Genomic DNA, 22,680 nt, shown 5'->3' with positions numbered 1-22,680 from the left:
CTCACGCATGAACAAAGCACAGCAGCTCGAAAAGCAGTATCACTTTCAGGTTTATAACCGACTCCCGGTCACTTTATCTCATGGAAAAGGCGCTCTCGTTTGGGATACCGACGGTAACGAATACCTGGATGCGTTTGGCGGACTGGCCGTGAATAACCTGGGACATTGCCACCCCAGGATCGTAGCAGCCATTAAGGAGCAGGCGGAGAAGCTACTGCATGCCTCCAATTTCTTTTATAACGAGCCTCAAAGCCTCCTGGCTGAAAAACTGGCTAAGGTATCAGGCTTGGATCGTGTATTTTTCTGTAACAGCGGTGTGGAAGCCATGGAAGCCGCAATAAAACTGGCTCGCAAGTGGGGTAAGAAACATGGCAAATCCGGAAATCTGATCACGCTGAGTGAAGGTTTCCACGGGCGTTCCCTGGCAACCATTACCATGGGTATGCCGGGATATACCGAAGGTTATGATCCCCTTCCTGAAGGATTTGAGCAAGTGCCTTTCAATGACTTTGAATCCCTAAAAGCTTCAGCCAATGAAGACACAATTGCAATTGCATTTGAGACCATTCAGGGATCCGGTGGTGTGAATGTGATCGATGCTGATTTCATGCAGAAAACACGGGCTTTATGTGACGAACTCAATATCCTAATGATCATTGATGAAGTGCAGTGCGGTGTTGGCCGTTCCGGTAAATTTTATGCCTATCAACACTTTGATGTGGTGCCGGATATCGTGGCCTCTGCAAAAGCATTGGCCGGTGGAGTTCCCATTGGTGCTGTCATGGCAAAAGAAGACGTTGCATCCGCATTTGGCTTTGGTGACCATGGTACGACGTTTGGCGGAAATCCTTTTGCCTGCCATGTTGCCAATGCAGCTATCGAAGCCATTGAAGAGGAAAAACTAACCGAACAAGCTGCCGAAAAAGGGTTATTCATGATGGAACTACTTGAAGAAAGACTAAAGGAAATTCCAGGAGTAATTGATATACGAGGTAAAGGGCTAATGATCGGCGTTGAACTTGACAGGCCCGCCCGCCCTGTGGTTGATAAGATGTTTGAATATCATGTTTTGGGTAATGCCGCCCATGGAACAGTCGTAAGATTTTTACCTCCACTTGTGATCACCAAAGAACAGATCGAAAAGATCGTGGATGTACTCGTAATGGCCTTAGAGCAGACTTCAAATTAAGACTCTAAGATACCCTACCACGGCAAACTTATCTTTCCAAAGTGAATGTTCTGGTCCATGACTCCGGGAATGGAAAATCCATCGCCCGCCAAAAGGTCATTGGCGAAAAAAGCCATCATGGCAGCTTCTTTGGCATCGGGAGGAAGGCCTAATTCATCAAAGTTTTTAAATTCACCCTTAGTTAACCGCTCCTTCAATTCATTCATCAGAGTTTTATTATGAACGCCCCCTCCGCTCACAAAATATTCAAACGGCTTATCGTCAGAGATCTCATCTATTGCTCTAGAGATACTTTGAGCTGTAAGTGAAGTCAGTGAAGCAACCAGGTCTTCATCAGAACATTCAATACCATGCCCCTGCATCAATTCTTCAATGTATGTTAGCCGGAATAATTCTTGTCCGGTTGTTTTTGGAAATGATCTCCTGAAATACGGTTCCAACAAAATGTATCTGACCAGTTCTGAATGAACCATGCCGGATGCAGCCACTTTACCTCCCTCATCATAGGGCCTGTCAAAGTACTTTTGCATGGCTTCATTTATGAGCGTATTTGCCGGGCCGGTATCGCCGGTTACCATGTCATTGCCACTTTCTTTGGAAGGTAACCAGGTGAGATTCGCAATCCCTCCCAGGTTTATAAGTAGTCGATGCCGGGTATCATGTCTGAAGACGGCTTCATCAAAAATGCCAGCCAATGGGGCTCCCTCGCCTCCTGCCGCCGTATGTTTCTGCCTGAAATCCGATATCGTAATGATACCTGTTTTCTGAGCTACGTGATCAGCATCCACGATCTGAAATGTGGCATTGGTGCCGGTTTTGTTTTGAGCTGGGGCATGATAGACCGTTTGCCCGTGACTTGCGATGAGATCAACTTCCTCCATCGGAATGGTCCAATCCATTAAAGCCTTTGTTAAGGCTTCAGCATAATATTCTCCCAGCTCTGAATGGAGATGTGTCATTTCACGCGTATTTGTTAATTCCCGCGACTGAATGGCTGATATACGTTTTCTTAATTCATCCGAATATGGAATAGAACGGAAATTGATCACTTGAATATCATCCGTTCTACATTTGCATAAGGCAATATCCAATCCATCCAATGATGTACCGGACATCAACCCAATGATCATGCGTTCAGTTTTTGATGAAATTTCACTCAGTTTTGTGATGTATTTATTCATAGTTTCAGGTCTAACTTTTAAGTAAGAACCTAATAAAAATGAGTGAACCTACCGAAGACGAAATCAAAGCATTTGTTGAGGATGTTGAGTTTTTGATCAATACCCTGAAGGAAAGCTTTGAATCCACTGATGCTCAATTTTTCATAGACGAGCAAAATGAGATCCTTTATGTTAAACTGGAAGGACTTAACGATTACACTGAAGGTGAGATCGAGGAAATTGCTGGGCCGGTACTTTCTGAGCTTGACCTTGATTTTGAAGAGATCATATTACTTCCATTGTGATCTGAATCGTTAAAAAAGCGCTTTTTTCTTAAATTTTTGATACATTTGAAACTCAAAATCAAAGCAATTCCACAACCAACTTGTTAATGAAAGCGACCAATTCCGGATATACAATGAGCTGCATTATGTGCGGCAAGATCAACGATGAGAACGAAACGAGTACATATTGTACGGAGTGTGGAGGTGTTCTTGAAATAGAGTACAACGAAGCCCGGAAAGAGATCCAGTACCCACTTAAGGAGATCAAACCGGATCCGCTTAAAAACCATTTTACATCACTTAAGAAACTTAACCGGCTTTCTGAAACATATGATGCAGAACTGTATGGAAAGCTTGAATTTGAACATCCAACGGGTTGTTTTAAAGACCGTGGAAGTTATATAGAGGTACAAAAGGCACTTGAATTGGGTGCAGATGCGATCTGCCTTGCTTCAACCGGAAATATGGCCGCATCCGTTGCTGCCTATGCCTGCTATTTCAAGATCCCATGTTTTGTATTTGTGCCGGAAAAAACGCCTGAGGTCAAACTGGCACAGGCAACCATCTATGATGCCACTATCATCAAGATCAAGGGTGATTTCATGGTGTGTGAAAAGCTTTGCCGTGAATTTGCTAAATCCGGAAATTATTATCTGGCAGGGGATTATGTATTCCGGCAGGAAGGTCAAAAGTCATTTTCCTATGAATTGCTGGAACAGGGATTGACAGACTTTGATTTTATCTTTGTTCCAATTGGCGCCGGAACCAATTTTGCCGCGATCTATAAGGGATACAAAGAGCTTAAAGCTGCAGGACTCATCGAGAGGATCCCTCGTTTTGTAGCGGTTCAACCCGAGCAAAGTTCTCCGGTGGTAGAGGGAATCTTCAAAAAAGATAAGATCGTGAAAGATCACGTAAATACAATGGCGGATGCCGTAGCTGTTGCAGACCCTCTCGATTTTTATAAGGTTTTTCGGGGAATTGAAGAAACCGATGGCCTGGCTTTTACAGCAACTGAGAATGAGCTGCTTGAATCCATGAAAGAAATGACGGTTGAGGAAGGTTACTTCACTGAACCAGCATGTGCCATTCCCCTTGCAACATTCAAGAATAATCTGGACACCTTTAAAGACAAAAAATGCCTTTTTGTACTCACAGGTACCGGTTTAAAGAGTGCACATATCGTAGCAAAATATTCACTTTCCTCACCGGTACTACCTCCAAATCTTGACAGAATACAGCAGTATATCGAATCCGGCTTTACAGAAATGCAAAAGAACAGCTGGGGACAGTCACGGAACAATGGTTTTGAGAACGTGAACATGGACGAAGGGCATAGCAAATTGTATGATGAGTATGTCCACAACATCAACCGTAAAGGTAAAACTCTAAAAGAGGAAGAGATCAAAGTGTTGCGGTCGTTGGTCTATAATGAGGATACAGATCTCACTCATCCTGTGGAGGTACTTGATTACAAATTGACCATGCGCAAACATGGATTAGTCAGTGCCGCAGTAAAACTTAAGATTCAGGATCGGGATGAAGTAATATCACTGGATCAGGGTGTAGGCCCAATTGACGCCATTCTTACAGCCATTAAAGCTGAAACCGATGCCTTCTTACCGCTAGAAGTGATAAATCATGAAGTAGAGATACTGAGTCCTGATACTGATTCCCTTGTTGTTGTGACACTCACTCTCGAAAAAGAGGGTCACAAATTTACCTCTAAAGGTGCTTCACCTGATACCCTGGAAGCCGTTATACAGGCATTTGTGAAAGGCCTTGCCGTAGCAAATAAGGCTTTGGCTGTATAGGGAATATGGAGATAAGGGGTTAGGCCATACTCTTGTTTTAAGTATCTAAAACTACACGCTTAACTATTATGGATGATATATTTATTTCAGTGAATGAATCTGGTGAGGAATAATCAGCTGATAAAGACTTTACCACTTTAAAGGCTTGGATAAAGTGTAGAGAAGTTAAATTATTCTTCTATAAGGATGTTCCTCCAAATTTACCTTCTGAAGAAAAATTCAATTTGGATATACAAATTCGAAAAGCATCTGTAAGTACAACTGCAAACATAGCAGAAGTTTATGGGCGATTCCATTTTCAGGAAGGAATTCAATATTACAGAATATCCCTAGGATCCCTTTATGAACTAAAGGATCATCTAATATCATGCTATGATTTTAACTATGTGGGTAGAGAAGTTTTGGATAAGGGATTTCCGCTAATTGAAGAAGCAAAAAAACTAGTGAACGGATTTATCAATTACCAAAAGAGACAAAAGAAAAACTATAAAAAGTAATTCTATTGCTCTCCCAATATCTATTTAATCAACCTTTACACCATATCCCTTATCCCTTTTCCACTCACCTCAAAGCATTCTCTAGTTCGAGCGAGGCATTACTACCTTCATCTCTGTACTTTACGATGATAGGACATGCCATACTCAAGCCATTTTCTTTGGCCCATTCATTATTTACAGGACGGGTTCCGGGAATTACCACTGCGTTTTCAGGTATATCCGCTCCCCTTTCAAGCATTTTTTCGTTAACAATATCATAGACAGGTACAGCTTTTGATAAGGTCACTCCGGGTGCGATCACGGCCCCTTTCTTGATCAGTATCCCTTCCACAACCACAGAGCCTGCACCAATAAAACAATCATCTTCAATGATCACCGGATTCATGCCCACCGGCTCCAATACTCCACCTATCTGTACACCGGCTGAAAGGTGCACATTCTTTCCTATTTGAGCACATGAGCCTACAAGTGCGTGACTGTCCACCATTGATCCTTCGTCCACATAGGCACCAACATTGATATATGCCGGTGGCATAATGATCACACTTGGGGCTACATAGGCTCCTCTTCGAACAGAAGAACCACCGGGAACCAATCTTACACCATCTTCAGGTGCAAAAAAGCGAGGAGGTAAATTATGCTTATCTACAAAACCTTCGTAAATACCTTCATAAGAGGTATTCTCGCCATTCTTAAAGGATTCAAGAATGGCTTCTTTAACCTCAATATTGGCTTCCCAACCGTTTTCATTCTTATTAGCCGCTCTTAGCGTACCTTCTTCCAGTTTATCTAAAACTTCTTCGTAATTCATGTATCTGTTTAATTCAGTATTCAGTTAATGTTCTTTATTTTCCGGAAAACCAGTTTGTTATCTCTTTGTCTGCTTTTAATAACTCCTGTTCCACTTCATCAGAAATATCCCCAAGTGAGAGCGGTAACCTAACCGTATCATTTGCGATCCATTCCTTTCGGTTCAGTAAAACTTTAGCTGGAACCGGATTTGGAGCTTTGAATAAAGCATCAGTAGCATTTTTCCAAAGTGGGAAAAGGTCATTTGTTTCACCTTTGAGACATAGTTCCGTGTATTTGTGAGTCGCCTTGGGCCATACATTGGATGCAACCGAAACGAGTCCGACTCCACCTTCTTTTGAAAATGCAGGTGTCAGTCCATCATCACCACTGTAAAATTTAACTTTTGGTGCCTGCCTACGGAATTCCTTGAATTCTTCAACGCTTCCGCTTGCTTCTTTTACACCCATTAAGTGATCGAATTCCTCGCTTAACCGGGCAGGAACACTTGGATGCATCTTCACTCCGGTTCTTGATGGAACGTTATACAACATACATGGTATCTCAGTTTCGCCCATCAGCTCACTGAACCACTCAAATTGTCCTTCCGCTCCGGGTTTGGCATAAAGTGGTGTCACCAGAAGTAAGGCATCCGGTTCAATTTCATTACAAAAATGAATGAAGTCAGCCTGAGCCGGAAGATCAAATCCCCCAACCCCAACCATCATCGGAACTTCCAGATCAAGGTCTTTAGTGAAGGTGACCACTTCACGTTTTTCTTCTTCATTCAGGTTCAATCCTTCACCGGTACTGCCCAAAACCAGAACGCCATTTCCGGCTTCTTCCTGTTTTTTCAAAATATTTTCAAAGCTACCATAATCGATACTCCCGTCAGTATTCATCGGGGTCACTATTGCGGTCCAAAGTGGAAAATTTTCCATAATTACTGTTCCTCCATTACTTGGTCAAATAATTGACCAAAGGTACAAATTCCTGTTTCTATACTCGAATTGTTGATCAATTGCTTTGCAGCCCAAATTGCTCCTTCTGCAAATAAGGCTCTGTCAAGAGCTTTATGTTTTAGAGTGATCTCTTCCGTTCCTGTTCTCAATGTTAGTTCATGGATACCTTTCACGTCGCCTTCTCTTGCTGAAGTAACCTCAGCTTCTTTATCTAGCCATTCTTTCCACGAAAGTGCTGTTCCGCTTGGGGCATCCTTTTTGTGTACATGGTGTACTTCATGAATATGGAATTCCGGATCTTTCAGTATATCTGAACCGGCTGAAATGGCTTCAATACTTTTACGAATGATATTCATTCCAAGACTGAAATTAGATGCCAATACCCATTTGGAGTTATTACTCTTTATTCTTTTTTCAAGGTCCTCAGGCCAATCGTAACCGGTACTGCCCCATGCTGCCGGTACCCCTGATTCGATCACATCATCTATTATTTCGGGTACGGCATCTCCGGGAACAAAAATAATTACAGCGTCCGCATTTTTTAGTTTATCTACGGTTGGCGGATTACCTTCATCAAAAGCCTCGCAGAGTTCATCTCCAAGGAGCTCTACTACTCTTCCACCTGTCTTACCAGTTCCTATTACTGAAATTTTCATATTCTTATCCATACTTTATTCTGTGATAAATTTATCGTGCAGCTTACGTACAATATGCTCAGCCTCATCATGATCGACCAGAAAACATAAATTATTTGAACTTGCCCCATGGCATATCAGCCGAATGTTATATTTTTCCAAGGCGGTAAACAATGGACCACCTAAGCCGGATGTTTTTTGCATGTCATTTCCGATCAAGGCGATCAAGGCCAGGTCGCTTTCTACAGATACTTCTGCAAATTCACGCAACTCCTCAAGAACTTTATCAGTGAGTTCCACTTTGTTTGAAGCGTTAACAGCGGTATCTAATGTAAGAGCCACGCTTACTTCTGAGGTACTAACCAGGTCAACAGAAATCCTGTGTTCGGCCAGTACTTTGAATAATTGTGCCAAAAAACCATGCTGATGAAGCATTTGTAAACTATTTACAGTAAGCAATGTTTGATCCTTTCGAAGTGAAATTGCCCTGATAGCTGGCTTTTTAGTTGCTTCCTTAACAATGAGTGTCCCCGGCATGTCCGGATCACTGCTTGAGGCTACCCGTACATTCACTCCTCCCCTTATCGCAGGTTTTAAAGTAGCCGGATGGAGAACTTTTCCTCCAAAAACAGAAAGCTCAGCTGCTTCATCAAACGATATTTCATGAATAGGGAAAGCCCCTGAAACGATTCTTGGGTCTGTTGTATATACCCCTGCAACATCGGTCCAGATCTCCAGGGTATCCGCACCCACAGCCTCAGCAAAGAGTGAGGCTGAAAAATCACTCCCCCCACGGCCTAAAGTTGTCGTATTTCCAAAGATATCAGATCCAATAAATCCTTGGGTGAGATAGATCTTATTCGAGTCGATCAGTTTTTTTGCCTTCTTGGTGATAACCTCACGATCCGGCTCAGCATTTCCAAATGTTGAATCTGTTTTGATCACATCCCGGGCATCCAGCCATTCAGCACCAATACCTTTCTCATTTAAAACTTCTACAAAGATCTTAGTGGACATAAGTTCACCGAAAGCATATAATCGGTCTTTCCAGCGTTTATCACGCCCTACAAAATCAAGATGCTCTCTGAGTTCAGAAAGTTGTGAGTAAAATTCTTTTTCAAGGAATTCCGCCTTATCACACCGTTTGATTATATCGATATGCCGTTTTTCAAGCCTTCCAAGAATTTCTTCCCTAGAAGTGGAATCAAGTTCAGAAGCCGAAAGAGCCACAAGATCGTTGGTGGTTCCTGAGGTTGCACTGATCACCACAATTTTTCTCTCAGGTTCTGCAGCTACAATTTCGGCACTGCGTTGCATAGCCTCATACGTGCCTACACTTGTACCGCCAAATTTCGAAACGATCATTTATAAAAAATTAAACTTTGAAATTGAGTTGAGTGAAGTCTTGAAAATAAGCACACTCCAGACCAATCCCTTATAGAAAAGCTCTATTTATATGTTTTAAACACTTTTTTTCACTGTAAAACTCCTATGATGGAAAGCTCAGTTTTTTGTATTCTCTTTCGACAATAAGAATGAAATTAATTTGAAGCATGGAATCAACACCTCTTATCACAAGCGATGCCGTAACGTTTGGTCTTCTAATGGCGATCTTAGCCGGGATCTTCATCACATCCCATAGTGATAGTCCTAAATGGAAAAAATTCTACAAGTTTGTCCCTTCATTGCTTCTTTGCTATTTCATTCCCTCATTACTGACAACTTTTGGTGTAGTTTCAGAGGCTGACTCCAACCTTTATTATGTGGCATCCCGTTATCTGTTACCGGCAAGTTTGGTATTGTTAACCTTAAGTATCGATTTAAAAGGTATTCTTAACCTTGGCCCGAAAGCGGTGATCATGTTTCTGGCCGGAACCTTTAGTATCATGCTTGGCGGACCTATCGCTATCCTCATCGTAGGAACCATCAACCCTGAGATCATTGGTGGAACTGGACCGGAGGAAGTATGGCGTGGACTGGCAACTATTGCCGGTAGCTGGATCGGTGGCGGAGCCAATCAAACAGCCATGCTGGAGATCTATGAACCAAGTACGGACCTGTTTGGTGCAATGGTCACTGTCGACATAATTGTGGCTAATATATGGATGGCCTTCCTGCTCTATGGTGCCGGGATCTCGGATCGTGTGGATACCTGGTTCAAAGCCGACTCATCAGCTATTGATGAGTTGAAACACAATATTGCTGATTATCAGGCAAGCATTGCCCGAGTTCCAACCCTGGTCGATTTTACCAAGATCATTGCGGTTGCTTTCTCCCTGGTTGCCATAGGTCACCTTGCCGGAGATACCATTGCTCCGTGGATCACAGAAAATGCCCCGACCCTTTCGCAACTTAGTCTTAATTCATCATTCTTCTGGATCATTGTTGTTGCAACCACCGGTGGACTGATCCTTTCCTTCACGAAGGTTAGAAATCTTGAGGGTGCCGGTGCATCAAAAATGGGAAGCCTGTTCCTCTATATACTCGTGATGACCATCGGTATGAAGATGAACATAGCTTCCATGCTCGATGCCCCCGGATATTTTGTTATTGGTGCTGTATGGATACTCATTCATGTTATTATCCTACTATTGGTCGGAAAACTTATAAAAGCACCTTTCTTCTTCGTTGCAGTGGGAAGTCAGGCAAATGTTGGGGGTGCGGCTTCTGCTCCGATCGTGGCTTCTGCCTTTCACTCAGCACTGGCCCCGGTGGGAGTATTGCTAGCTGTACTGGGATATGCCCTTGGTACCTATGGAGCCTGGTTGAGTGCAGAAATGATGCGCATTGTTTCAGGATTTTGAGCCTTTCCAGCTATTGTTGTCTCAATTGAGTACATAGGATTTTACCATTAACAATTCGGGATAAGCTCTTTTCTTCTTTGTATCTTTGGGACTGAAATTAACCTCAGTAACAAATTTGATCTATTTGAAGAGAGCACTAAAGTTTCTATTCGTCTTTTTAGCTGTGGCCGCCCTTGTCTTTGCAATGGTTATAGGGTTGAACTATTCCGGTTTCAAAACCCTGTTTCAGAATGAAGAAGGTATGGCCGAAGGCAGTGAATTCATTGAAAGTACCTATTCTCTCAAAGGCCTTGCCGAATTTGTGGGTGATCACCCCGAATGGGTTTCTATCACTTCATACAACGTCAATGATCCTGATTCAGGATTTTTTTATCAATCTGATGTACCAAGAACCTTAGGCGCCACAGCAAATCTGTTTCTGCTGATCGAATATGAACGTCAGGTGGCTGAGGGCATTTTGGATCCAACCGAGGAGATCACCCTGCAAGAGATCAATAAATTTGCTTTGCCTGAGATCAGCGAAAACAATCACGATCAACTGATAAATGAATTTGAAAATAAAACGGCTCCGCTTGATGATGTCATCAAGGCTATGCTAGAAAACAGTGATCTGGTTTCCGCTGATTACATCTGGTTCAAACTCGGTGAGGATAATATCCGAACTTTAATGGATTCTTTGGATGTCTCTGAATACTTGCTCCCTCTCCCATTCAGCGGAATGTATTCTCGGATCAATCCTTCTCTAAATGACACATCAGATCTAAGTTCTATCTCATTTGAGCAGTTTTCTGAACAAGTCATCAGGATCGCTGAACAACTTAAAAACGATCCCGATTTCAATCGTTCGGTCAAGGAACAGTTCGATAAAGACAGGCTCTCTCTGACCTTTATGGAAGAACGTGATGCTTTAGAATATTTCCCCCAGGCAACAACCAGAGAGTTGACTGACCTGATGCTACGCCTATGGAATGATAATATATTAAGTGAAGAGATCTCTGAACGGGTTAAAACCAAGCTGCGATGGCCAATGGGTTCTGAACCTATTGCCCGCAGTTTTGAAGATTATGGAGCTATATATGACAATAGAATGGGGCTATTGGTAGGAATCGATTTTGGCACTTCCGCGTATGACGGCCACACTTCGGTTCAGGCTGTCTTTTTTGATAGATTGCCTGTTGGGTTTTGGGTTCACATGTCAGCCAATTATATGCAGGAAGATTTTCAGCAACGCCTGATATGGGATCCGGCTCTTTATGAAACTACCCTTAAAGCAATAACACCTGAAGATGAGTAAATTCCGATTTTTGTACGCCTACTGGCTTGTTCCTGCTTACCTGTTATTTCTTGTTTTCCAACAGGGTATGGTATACAAGGGATCAATTGATACCTTTGATAATGGCGAATCATATCTGGCAGAAGTAACAGATTTTGATATTAAACAAATTGCTGCCCAAAGTAACGGCTATGTTGATATCAGATTTGAAGTGGATGGTGAGATCATAGAACGTAGGCTTTCACTATCTGTACAGATGGCTCAGGAATTGATGGAATCCTCCACTATCCCTATCAGGTACCAAAAAGGAGCCTTTCAGGAGATCGTTCTCTTCCCCACTTATGAAATTCAAAAAAGTACATCCTTATTCAACATGAGCGTGGCCGGAATTGGCCTGATCGTGACTTTTATTGCCGGAATACTTCTAAACAGGTTTGTGAAGCGGCGTTCTGCAGACGAACATGCCGACGAATTTGAAATTGAACGGGTAGACTAATGTCAGGCACTTTATACCTTATTCCAACAACTCTCGGTAAAACACCGGAAAACAATACACTACCTGAATACACCTTAGAGATCATCCGAAATCTGGATGTTATGATGGTGGAAAATATCAGATCTGCTTCTTCTTTCCTGCAATGGGTTGGAGATACTGTCCCTGAATACGAGATCGACTTTTACCCACTCAATAAGAACACACCGGACCAGGAAATTCATTCTTTCCTCAGGCCGATCCTGAATGGCCGGGATGCCGGTGTTTTGTCAGAGGCAGGAGCACCCGGTGTTGCTGACCCTGGAGCCCGACTGGTCAAACTAGCTCATCAGTACCAGATCAAAGTGGTGCCACTGGTTGGCCCTTCTTCGATTTTACTCGCCTTAATGGCATCAGGTTTCAACGGACAACAATTCGCTTTTCACGGTTACCTGCCTATGGATCAAAACAAACGGAGATCCATGATCAAACAACTGGATGGAGAATCAAGGCGCCATGACAGAACTCAGATATTTATGGAAGCACCCTACCGAAATAATGAGTTACTGAAAGACATCCTGAAAACGGCCTCTCCAACCACAAGCTTATGTACTGCAACGGATATCACACTACCCTCAGAAGACATCCGAACTGCCTATATCAGTGAGTGGAATTCTAAGCCATTACCCAATCTTCATAAGCGGCCTACTATCTTTTTGTTATACGGAAAATAACAGGTTGTCTTGCTGGTTCTAATGTTAAATTATTGTGAAGGATAGTTGATTGTTTACAAAGATTTACTATTCCATTTACTCACATTATATCTGTATAAGTCAGATTTTATTTTACTTAACCTCTCCTTTACCTCACATATATAATCAATTTAAAAAATTGAACTTATCACTCTGATTAAGTAGCCTAAGGCTAATTATTAGAGGACATTAATGTTTGTGAGATAGTCACTTGCAAGAAATGTAACAAGTCAACAGCCTGACTCTCCTATTCAATAACATTAAATAAACAGGCTCCTGACATCAAATCACTAACCAATAAAGAAGGTATAATATGACCTACAGATACAATATAGGTGCAGGGATAAATGCACCCAACCCAAACAGTAAATTCCAAAAATTGCGGAGTACGGCCCGGCAACTTGCTTGCCTGTTACTTCTCATGTTTGGAATTAGTACACTGGGCTATGCTCAGATAACAGTTACAGGAACCGTAACATCTGCACAGGACGGCAACCCACTTCCAGGTGTAAATGTTCTGGAAAAAGGAACATTGAATGGTACCAGTACAGATGCAGATGGTAATTACGAGATCACAGTTTCAACTGAAGACGCCGTTTTGGAATTCAGTTATATCAGTTTTGTCAAACAGGAAGTTGTTGTTGGAGACAGAACCACGATCAACATTCAACTTTCTGAAGATGTGCAACTTTTAGAGGACGTAGTTGTTGTGGGTTACGGTGAACAAGACCGTAAAACATTAACCAGTGCGGTTTCTTCTATTAGTTCTGAAGAACTTCAAAATACACCTTCAGCCAGTACTGACCAGCTTATGCAGGGTCGAGCGGCGGGTGTACAGATCAGTACTAACTCCGGTACTCCCGGTGGCGGAATTTTCGTAAAGATCCGTGGAACCTCCTCGATTTCAGGTGGAAGTGATCCTCTTTATGTCGTTGATGGTATCCCCATTCAAACAGGAAATTATGGGCTTGGACTTGGCGGTGAGACCACAAGTGCCCTTGCTGATATTGATCCTTCAGATATCGAATCGATCGAAATTTTGAAAGATGCCTCTGCCACAGCTATTTACGGAGCCCGTGCGGCTAACGGTGTGGTTTTGATTACAACAAAACGTGGTAGCTTCTCTGAACCGAGAGTAAACGTGAATATCTATCGTGGGTATGAAGAGCCCGTAAACACACCGGACCTGGTAAGCGGTCCCGAATTTGAAATGCTTATGAACGAGGCAGCAGCAAACAATGGTGAACCTGAACCATATGCCAATCCACAAAATGCTATTGATACTGATTGGGCTGATACCGTTTTCAGAACAGGTGTTGTTCAGAACTATGATGTAACTGTGAGCGGTGGTAACGAAAATGTTAAATACTCTGTCTCAGGTTCCAATTATGGTCAGGATGGTGTGGTCAAACCTGCAACCTTCTCAAGAAGCAGTGCCCGACTGAATCTGGATATACTGGCATCTGAAAAATTGACATTTGGAACCAGTTCAACCTATTCCTTTTCAAATCGTAACCGTGCCCGTAATAATGATAATATTACAGGGGTTCTTGGAGGTGTTTATTTCCTGCCATCAAACCTTCCGATATATGATTCAAACGGTAACTATACCAAATTCAGTATTTTTGAAAACCCTGTTGCAGCTGCCAATGAAGTGGACTTCAACATGGATACAAACCGGATCATCGGTAATGTATTTGCTGATTATGAGTTTTTCCCGGGTCTTACCTTCAGAACAAGCTGGAGTCTTGACTATAACGAGATCAAGGAAGACCGTTACGACAACACCTTACTTAATAACGGGGCAGCTGTTAACGGAAGTGCGCTTTCCACTGTAGCTACAATTCGTAACTGGACTGCTGAAAACACACTGAGTTACCTATTTAATGTTGGTAATCATGATGTAAGTGCACTGATAGGTACTTCCGTACAGGAATCAGAGTTTGAAAGAACTACTGCAGAAGGTGAACAATTTCCAAGTGATGACTTTCGTCGCATTCAGGATGCAGCGGTACAGCAGGCTTCCTCTACGGGTAGCAGCTGGGGTATTGCCTCATTCTTTGGACGAGTTAAGTACGAGTATGACAGCAAATATTTGGCCACTGTTACAGTACGGCATGATGGGTCTTCCCGATTTGGTGCCAACAACCGCTGGGGTACCTTTCCATCCGTTGCTTTGGGCTGGGTTGTGTCAGAGGAAAATTTCTTTGACTTCGATGATATCTCAGAACTTAAGCTTCGTGCCAGTTATGGAATCACAGGGAACCAAAGTGGTATCAACGACTTCCAATCTCGCGGTCTGTGGGGTGGTGAAAGTTACGGTGACAGTCCCGGAACCAGTCCAAACCAGCTTGGTAACCCTAACTTAAAATGGGAAACCACCAAGCAATTGGATATCGGAGTAGATCTAGGTTTGTTTGACGACCGTCTGAACTTTGTATATGACTACTATTACAAGAAAACCGAAGATCTTCTGTTAGCAGTACCGGTACCATTCTCAACAGGCTTTGAAGAGCTCGTTCAAAACTTCGGTGAAGTTGAGAATAAAGGAATGGAATTCGGGATCGTTGCAGATGTGATCCAAAAAGAAGATCTGAACTGGAATCTGAGTCTTAACATCTCAGGAAACAGAAATAAGATCCTGAAGCTTGCGGCTCCATTTAACGTATACAATCGTGATATCTACCGATATCAGGAAGGATACCCAATGTACTCCTTCTATTTCCACGAGCAGACCGGAGTTGATCCTCAGACGGGTGAACCGATCTTTACAGATGTTGACGGTGATGGAACCTTTAATCCAAATGTTGACCGTAAGATCGTTGGCGACGCCAACCCTGATTTCTTTGGTGGTTTCACAAACAAAGTGAACTACAAGAACTTTGACTTGTCTCTGTTCTTCCAGTATAGTTATGGTAACGACCAGCTGAACTGGAACCGATTCTTCCAGGAGCATGGCGGAACCAGAAATACCGGATACCTGAGTTCACAGCTTGATCGCTGGCAACAACCCGGTGATGTCACCATGGTGCCTCGCATGACGAGTTCAAATTACGCGGGTAACCTGCGACCATCACGTTTTGTTGAAGACGGATCTTATATGAGACTCAAAAATGCAACCATCGGGTATACGATACCTGTAGAGATTCTAAACAAAGTTGGAGTTGGAATTTCAAGAGCTCGTATTTACCTGAGTGGACAAAACCTCCTCACGTTCACAAACTACAGTGGACTTGATCCTGAGGTTACGGCAACTGCTTCTACATCACTTACACGTGGTATAGAATTCTACACTATGCCGCAAGCCCGCTCTATTCTCGGTGGAATTGATATCTCATTTTAATTGAAAATATTATTACCTATGAAAAACTTTAGAAACATATTACTCATAACATTGCTGGTGGCAGTCGGGTGCGACGTTCTCGATCAGGAGCCACAAACGGCAATATCGGATGAAACAGCTATCCGGGACCTGAAAAGTGCAGAAGCTGCACTGAACGGTCTCTATAGTCAATTGCAATCAACGGATTACTATGGCAGTAATCTACTGATCATGGCAGATGTAACTGCTGACGTATCACAAAGTATTGGTACCTGGGATTTCTATCGAGAGATGGATACCTACGTTACTTCAGCCGGAAACCTTGAGAACAGGAACCTCTGGTCTCAGGCCTATTCAACTGTAAATCATGCAAATAATCTTATCGCTGACGTACCAACAATTGATGAGATCCCACAGGCTGCAAAAGATCGTATATTAGGACAAGCTTACTTCATACGAGCTCTTGCCTTTTTTGATCTGACCAGAACCTTTGGTGGTGTAGATGGCGTTTACGGCGAACTTGGGATACCTCTTGTTACGACTCCATCGCGAGAGATCAACGAAAACAGTTTCCCAAGCAGGGCTTCCATTGTTGATTCCTATCAACAGGTACAGGATGACCTTGACATGGCAGAGAGCCTGTTATCTGGATTTGATTCCCCAAACCGGGTTTCCGAAGCAGCCGTTAAAGCGCTTCAATCCCGACTTGGACTTTATATCGAAGATTTTGGTATGGCGGAAACCTATGCTACTGATGTGATCGATAATTATAGTTTTCAGCTTGTACCGGAGTTCCAAAGCATTTTCAGAGATGAAAATACAGATGAAGCCATCTTTGAGCTTACTTACACTACAACCGATGGCAACGATATCAGATTCTGGTATTTCCCATCAAGTGCCGGTGGACGTGGTGATATTGCTCTTCACGATGAAATGCAAGCATTGGCTACATCCCGTGCAAATGATGAACGAGGTGATCTCATCGGATTTGATGCAAATGTTGGAGCTTACTATCCAACGAAATATGCCAAAGCCGGTGGTGATGATAACATACAGGTTCTTCGTTTAGCCGAAATGTATCTTAACCGAGCCGAAGCCCGTGTACGTAAAACGCCTTCTGATATTCCAGGGGCACTTGCTGATCTCAATGAGATTCGCAACCGTGCAGGCATGGCTGACACAACAGGTACAGGAGTTGACACTGAAGCAGAAATCCTCGAAGCCATCGAGCTTGAACGTGGGATCGAATTCATCATGGAAGGCCACAGATGGTTTAACCTTACAAGAACCGGAAATGCCTTAAGCACATTAACCGGAATTGACCGATTGAATGGTGACCCGGTTTCTCTGACAACCCCCGGTCGTCAGGTGTTTCCTATTCCATCCCGGGATATGGATTCAAACGAAAACATGGTGCAGAACTCTGCCTATAACTAATACTTAGGCGATTCTAAAAACAGAGCCCCGATGAGTAATCGGGGCTTTTTTTAAACAAATTAATTTTTTTGTGAAACCAATTGAGGTTCACATCTTTTTACGCTGCTCTCATTTTATTTTTTATACATTGGGCTACATGCGCTTAGCATAAATCTTCAATAAAATTAGTTATCTATGATACCGAATAATTTACAATTTAAAGTCAGTGCCTACATATTTGCATGTGTAGCTGCTCTGTTTGTTTGGGGCATTACACCTGCTCAGGCACAGATATTTGGGCATGGTCAGGATATTGATAATCCCGATTATGAACATTCCATCATGCAGGAATTAGAATACAGAAATATTGGCCCTTTCCGTGGCGGCCGTTCAGTTGCTGTTTCAGGACATGCTGATCAGCCTCACACTTATTATGGAGGCTTTACCGGTGGTGGTGTCTATAAAACTACCGACGGTGGAAATAACTGGTACAATGTATCTGACGGGTATTTCAAAACAGGATCTGTCGGTGCCATCCAGGTGGCCCCTTCAAACTATAATGTCATTTATGCCGGTATGGGTGAAACCTGTATCAGGGGAAACATGTCAGCCGGAGACGGAATGTATCGTTCGGTTGATGGTGGAAAAACCTGGGAACACATTGGTTTAGGTGATTCTCATTTTATTGGAGAGATCGTTGTTCACCCTGATAACGAAGATGTTGTATGGGTTGCCGTTCTGGGTCATGCATTTGGCATGGAAGGAAACTCTGAACGTGGCGTCTACAAAACCACCGATGGCGGTGAAACATGGAATAAAGTACTATTCCACAATGATAAAACAGGTGCCGTTGACATTGAGATCGATCCTAATAACCCGCGCATACTATATACATCTATGTGGGAAGCTTATCGTAACGCATGGGAAATGTCTAGTGGCGGTGAAGGAAGTGGCCTTTACAAAAGTGTTGACGGTGGTGAAACATGGGAAAACATTTCACAGAGACCCGGACTACCGATCGGTATGAAAGGTAAGATCGGAGTGGCTATATCACCCCTGAATTCAGACCGTGTATGGACGATCATTGAAGCTGATAATGGTGGCCTTTTCCGTTCTGACGATGGTGGCGAAACATGGACCAGAACCACTGCTGACCGAAATCTACGTCAGCGTGCCTGGTACTATACTCATGTTGTTGCCGGAACTGACAGTGAAGACGAAGTTTATGTATTGAACGTAGGATTCCATAAGTCGATTGACGGTGGTAAATCCTTTGAAAGATTAAATACCCCACACGGTGACCACCATGATCTATGGATCTCACCTGAGGATGGTAACCGAATGGTAGTAGCTGATGACGGTGGAGCACAGGTCAGTTACAACGGTGGAAAAAGCTGGTCTTCTTACCACAAATATGCTACTGCACAGTTCTATCAGGTAATTACAGACAATCAGTTTCCATATCGGATATATGGTGCCCAACAGGATAACAGTACCGTAGGAATTTTGAGCCGCACATCCGGTTCAGGCATTACCGAAAGAGACTGGGCCCCTGTTGCAGGTGGTGAAAGTGGTTACATTGCTCCCGACCCTGAAGATCCTAATGTAACTTATGGTGGCAGTTACGGTGGTTATTTCAACAAATTCAATGAATTCACTGATCAAAGTGACCGTATTGATGTATGGCCGGACAACCCCATGGGTGCCGGAGCGGAAGATCTGAAATACCGATTTCAGTGGACCTTCCCGATCTACATCTCCCCTCACGATCCTAATGTATTATATGCTACCTCTCAGTATGTGCACAGATCAACTGATGAAGGAATGAGTTGGGAAACCATCAGTGATGATCTAACCAGAAATGACAAATCCAAACAGGGTGAATCAGGTGGACCGCTTACCAAAGATGATACCAGTGTTGAGTATTACAATACAGTATTTACGTTTGCAGAATCCACTGTTGAGCCTGGCGTTTTATGGACCGGTGCCGATGATGGTTTGATCCACGTTAGCCGTGATAATGGTGAAACATGGACAGAAGTGACCCCGGACGGAATGCCGGAAGCTATGGCAAGTATCATTGACCCATCACCGCATGATCCTGCAACGGCTTACCTTGCAGCAAACAGGTATAAGTTTGATGACTTCTCACCAATGCTGTATAAAACTACCAATTACGGAAGAAGCTGGACCAAGATCACAAATGGAATACCTGAAGGGGATTTCACTCGCGTTATTCGTGAAGATCCTAACAGAAAAGGATTGCTATATGCAGGAACCGAAACAGGAGTGTATGTATCATTTAATGATGGTGAAAAATGGCAACCTCTTCAATTGAATCTGCCTGCAGTTCCAATTACGGATCTTACAGTTCACAAAAGAGATAAAGATCTGATCATTGCCACTCAGGGTCGTTCCTTCTGGATCCTCGATGATTTAACTGTGTTACATCAATTAAGTGATGAGGTTAAAAATTCTGATCATTATCTATATAAGCCTGAAACAACCTACCTCTTCGGACGACACTCTGAACCTGCACCGGGAGAAACGTTTGGCGAAAATCCAAAAACAGGTGTAGTTGTATACTATAACCTCAATGAACTGCCTGAATCTGAAGTACAACTTCAATTTCTTGAAGATGATGGATCTGTGATCAGAACTTTCTCAAATAAAGAAAGACTTGACGGAACACCCGTTAAAGAATCACAGGACTTCTATGAGGAAGAACATAATGTGCCCGGTGATGTACTGACCACAAAGATGGGTAATAATACGTTCGATTGGAACCTCAGATACCCCGGTGCTACCGATATTGATGGAACTCAGATACTTTGGGCCGGTAATACGTCCGGACCGAGAGCCATTCCGGGAACCTATCAGGTTCGCCTCATAGTTGATGGAGAAACAGTTGGAACTCAAAATTTTGAGGTCACAAAAGATCCTCGAATTGAAACCACACAGGAAGATTTCCAGGCACAGTTCGATCTGCATCAAACCATTATTGCCAAACTCGATACCACTCATAAGACGATCAACCGAATCAGAGATGTTCGGACTCAGATCAATGATGTGAAATCAGACTTTTCCGGCAATACTGAAATTCAGGAAAGGGCCGATGCCATGCTGAAAGTCCTTGAAGAAGTGGAAAGTGAACTCATGCAAACTAAAGCGGAGTCATATCAGGATGTTCTTAATTTCCCGATCAAGCTAAACAACAAGTTAGCATCACTTGCCAGTACAGTTGCAACCGGTGACGGCAGACCTACACAACAACAGTACGAAGTGTATGTTGACCTAGCAGCAAAAGTTGATGCACAGTTAGAAAAAGTTGCTCCGATCTTTGAGGGTGAGCTGCCTAACCTGATCCAGGAAATTGAACAACGTTCAATTCCAATTGATAACTAATTGAGAATGGCCTAAAGCCTAAAACAGAAAAAGCAGTGATAAGTACTTATCACTGCTTTTTTATTGTTTTAAAAATATTATGTGTAAAGCTCAATGAGCTCCTGCAGAGTTTAATAACTCCACAACGTTATCGTGATGATGTGTTATAGCCTGATCTTTTGCTGACCAGCCTCTGTCATCATGGACATCCACATCACTGCTGTGCTCTATCAAAAACTGTACGATTTTAAAATGTCCGTTTGTCGAAGCCCAATACAAAGCCGACGTTCCTCTGTTATCCCTGTGATCTACCTCTGCCCCATTTTTAACTAATAATTCTACAATATCCATATGTCCATGTTTAGCCGCTTTTAAAAGCGCGGTTCTTTCATGGCTATCTTTAGTATCAACATTTATTCCCTCGTTAAGTAATCGGGAAATTGTTTCGATGTCGCCGGCTTCTGCGGCTTCTAGAAATGCTTCATTATTCATGACGTATCCTCCTCAACTGAGTATTTAGATTGGCACCTGAATTGTAATTTTCAAGTAATCAAATGTCAAATTAGAAATACGATCTCAAAATGAAGATTGAGTGAATTGGGGATCAGCCGGTTACAAAAAAACCCGATATCTACTTGTCTGAGGACCAAGAACTAAAAAAGCTACTTTAAAATTCTTGTGTAGTGATATCGGGCTCATCTAACACCTAAAGGACGTAAATTTTTACCGAAGAGTTTCATTTTTCTATTTTATTTAACATTTATTTAAAACAGCCTGAGTTGCTTTCCTGTATCCCTGATAAAATGATCGGTTGATAGATCAAGATTTCGTTTATTCAAATCCAGTTTTTTTACCTGAACATGAAACATATCTCGTATCTGCTTAGCATACGATCCTTTACCTTTCATTCTTTCTCCAAACTTACCATTGTTCAATTTTCCATCCCTGATATCGAGTAACTTGTTTAATACTTTGTTCTTGCGGTCCGGATAATGCTGTTCCAACCATTCTACAAACATATCCTTGACCTTATATGGCAATCTAACAATACTGTATCCTGCAAAACCTGCCCCTGCCTCTTTCGCTTTTTCAAGTATAGATACCATCTCATGATCTGTAATACCGGGAATGACAGGAGCTACATTCACTCCTACAGGAATTCCTGCTTCTGAGAGTTTTCGTATAGCTTCAAGTCTTTTGGCCGGACGTGAGGTTCTGGGTTCCATTACACCGGTAAGTTTATTATCCAAACTCGTGATCGATATCGTCACGCTAATGCAATTATACTGGCTGAGTTCAACAAGCAGATCGATATCTCTGGTTACCAAATGATTTTTGGTGATCATCCCAACAGGATTTCTGAACTCAGACAATACCTTTAAACATTCTCTGGTTATTCCCAGTTCTTTCTCGATAGGCTGGTAGATATCCGTCACTCCACTCATGGCAATGACCTGAGGTTTCCAATTATCAGCCCGTAATTCTTTTCTCAGGATCGAGGCGGCATCATATTTGACCATGATCTTACTCTCAAAATCCAACCCTGATGAAAACCCCAGGTATTCATGGTAAGGCCTGGCATAACAGTATATGCAACCATGTTCACATCCTCTGTATGGATTGATGCCGGCATTAAAACCAATGTCCGGACTTTTGTTATATGTGATCAATGATTTTGATGCATCCCGTATTAGTTGGGTTTTTGGAGCCGGTTTCTCTCCGGTTTCTTCATCCAATTCATAATCCACATAGTTTCCTTCAAACCTATTTACTGGATTATCGGATGCACCTCGTCCTCTTATAGCATTCTTTTCTGAAATCATAATTACCTTACATATATTGCACATATAATATATGTAAGATGATCATCAATATCAGCCCAATACAAACAGAAAATAAAAAAGGCACAGATCACAGATCTGTGCCT

At 42.6% G+C, this 22,680-nt stretch carries 17 protein-coding genes and 1 pseudogene; 11 read left to right on the top strand and 7 right to left on the bottom strand.

Translation table 11 applies throughout. The features are described 5' to 3' along the window. Positions 1–7: 7 nt before the first annotated feature. Entirely contained in the window at positions 8–1,189 is a 1,182-nt protein-coding gene (locus AC13FX_RS11285) for an acetylornithine/succinylornithine family transaminase (protein ID WP_482880754.1), read from the top strand. A 14-nt stretch (positions 1,190–1,203) separates the two neighbouring features. Here AC13FX_RS11285 and AC13FX_RS11280 read toward each other — a convergent pair whose 3' ends face one another. Next, positions 1,204–2,370 (bottom strand): anhydro-N-acetylmuramic acid kinase, encoded by a 1,167-nt coding sequence (locus tag AC13FX_RS11280; protein WP_482880753.1) that lies wholly within the window; start codon positions 2,368–2,370, stop codon positions 1,204–1,206. A gap of 38 nt (positions 2,371–2,408) precedes the next feature. Here AC13FX_RS11280 and AC13FX_RS11275 point away from each other — a divergent pair, with 38 nt between their 5' ends. From AC13FX_RS11275 to AC13FX_RS11265, 3 genes and pseudogenes are all read left to right on the top strand, one after another. Continuing rightward, positions 2,409–2,654, top strand: a complete 246-nt coding sequence (locus tag AC13FX_RS11275; RefSeq protein WP_482880751.1) for a hypothetical protein — start codon at positions 2,409–2,411, stop codon at positions 2,652–2,654. Between the two features lie 86 nt (positions 2,655–2,740). Beyond that, positions 2,741–4,447 carry a pyridoxal-phosphate dependent enzyme gene (locus tag AC13FX_RS11270; RefSeq protein WP_482880750.1) on the top strand — a complete coding sequence of 569 codons (1,707 nt, stop codon included), beginning with the start codon at positions 2,741–2,743 and terminating at the stop codon, positions 4,445–4,447. Positions 4,448–4,593: 146 nt separating this feature from the next. Continuing rightward, positions 4,594–4,944, top strand: a pseudogene (locus AC13FX_RS11265) (four helix bundle protein); the annotation flags it as partial. Between the two features lie 64 nt (positions 4,945–5,008). Here AC13FX_RS11265 and AC13FX_RS11260 read toward each other — a convergent pair. Genes AC13FX_RS11260 through lysC form a run of 4 tightly spaced genes read right to left on the bottom strand, consistent with a single transcriptional unit; the run spans position 5,009 to position 8,695 of the window. Further along, positions 5,009–5,755: a 2,3,4,5-tetrahydropyridine-2,6-dicarboxylate N-succinyltransferase gene (locus AC13FX_RS11260; protein ID WP_482880749.1), complete on the bottom strand. Its 747-nt coding sequence runs from the start codon at positions 5,753–5,755 to the stop codon at positions 5,009–5,011. A gap of 34 nt (positions 5,756–5,789) precedes the next feature. Then, positions 5,790–6,674, bottom strand: coding sequence for a 4-hydroxy-tetrahydrodipicolinate synthase (dapA, locus tag AC13FX_RS11255; RefSeq protein ID WP_482880748.1), 885 nt, complete (start codon positions 6,672–6,674; stop codon positions 5,790–5,792). Positions 6,675–6,676: 2 nt separating this feature from the next. Beyond that, positions 6,677–7,351, bottom strand: a complete 675-nt coding sequence (locus AC13FX_RS11250) for a dihydrodipicolinate reductase C-terminal domain-containing protein (RefSeq protein ID WP_482880746.1) — start codon at positions 7,349–7,351, stop codon at positions 6,677–6,679. 15 nt (positions 7,352–7,366) lie between these two features. After that, positions 7,367–8,695: a lysine-sensitive aspartokinase 3 gene (gene lysC, locus AC13FX_RS11245; RefSeq protein ID WP_482880745.1), complete on the bottom strand. Its 1,329-nt coding sequence runs from the start codon at positions 8,693–8,695 to the stop codon at positions 7,367–7,369. 188 nt (positions 8,696–8,883) lie between these two features. Here lysC and AC13FX_RS11240 point away from each other — a divergent pair, with 188 nt between their 5' ends. The 7 genes from AC13FX_RS11240 (at position 8,884) to AC13FX_RS11210 (ending at position 20,774) form a co-directional block, all read left to right on the top strand. Continuing rightward, positions 8,884–10,134 (top strand): DUF819 family protein, encoded by a 1,251-nt coding sequence (locus tag AC13FX_RS11240; protein WP_482880744.1) that lies wholly within the window; start codon positions 8,884–8,886, stop codon positions 10,132–10,134. Positions 10,135–10,258: 124 nt separating this feature from the next. Continuing rightward, a complete protein-coding gene (locus AC13FX_RS11235; RefSeq protein ID WP_482880742.1) occupies positions 10,259–11,428 on the top strand; it encodes a serine hydrolase in 1,170 nt (389 codons plus the stop codon). Continuing rightward, positions 11,421–11,903, top strand: a complete 483-nt coding sequence (locus tag AC13FX_RS11230) for a hypothetical protein (RefSeq protein WP_482880740.1) — start codon at positions 11,421–11,423, stop codon at positions 11,901–11,903. Before AC13FX_RS11235 ends, AC13FX_RS11230 begins: the two co-directional genes overlap by 8 nt. After that, positions 11,903–12,613 (top strand): SAM-dependent methyltransferase, encoded by a 711-nt coding sequence (locus tag AC13FX_RS11225; protein ID WP_482880739.1) that lies wholly within the window; start codon positions 11,903–11,905, stop codon positions 12,611–12,613. The genes AC13FX_RS11230 and AC13FX_RS11225 overlap by 1 nt, the downstream gene beginning before the upstream one ends. Positions 12,614–12,944: 331 nt before the next feature. Next, positions 12,945–15,974 (top strand): SusC/RagA family TonB-linked outer membrane protein, encoded by a 3,030-nt coding sequence (locus AC13FX_RS11220; protein WP_482880738.1) that lies wholly within the window; start codon positions 12,945–12,947, stop codon positions 15,972–15,974. Between the two features lie 18 nt (positions 15,975–15,992). Next, on the top strand, positions 15,993–17,390 hold the full coding sequence (locus tag AC13FX_RS11215; RefSeq protein ID WP_482880737.1) for a RagB/SusD family nutrient uptake outer membrane protein: 1,398 nt from the start codon (positions 15,993–15,995) through the stop codon (positions 17,388–17,390). 174 nt (positions 17,391–17,564) lie between these two features. Next, on the top strand, positions 17,565–20,774 hold the full coding sequence (locus AC13FX_RS11210; protein ID WP_482880736.1) for a WD40/YVTN/BNR-like repeat-containing protein: 3,210 nt from the start codon (positions 17,565–17,567) through the stop codon (positions 20,772–20,774). Positions 20,775–20,864: 90 nt separating this feature from the next. On the opposite strand, the gene AC13FX_RS11205 is transcribed toward AC13FX_RS11210, so the two are convergent. Next, on the bottom strand, positions 20,865–21,245 hold the full coding sequence (locus AC13FX_RS11205; protein ID WP_482880735.1) for an ankyrin repeat domain-containing protein: 381 nt from the start codon (positions 21,243–21,245) through the stop codon (positions 20,865–20,867). Positions 21,246–21,517: 272 nt separating this feature from the next. Beyond that, the gene (locus AC13FX_RS11200) at positions 21,518–22,576 is read right to left on the bottom strand and encodes a PA0069 family radical SAM protein (RefSeq protein ID WP_482880733.1); all 1,059 of its coding nucleotides are present in this window, start codon (positions 22,574–22,576) and stop codon (positions 21,518–21,520) included. Positions 22,577–22,680 lie beyond the last annotated feature (104 nt).

This window comes from Gracilimonas sp. B-17, from assembly GCF_056857935.1.
This window is presented reverse-complemented; position numbering and strand designations above follow the sequence as displayed.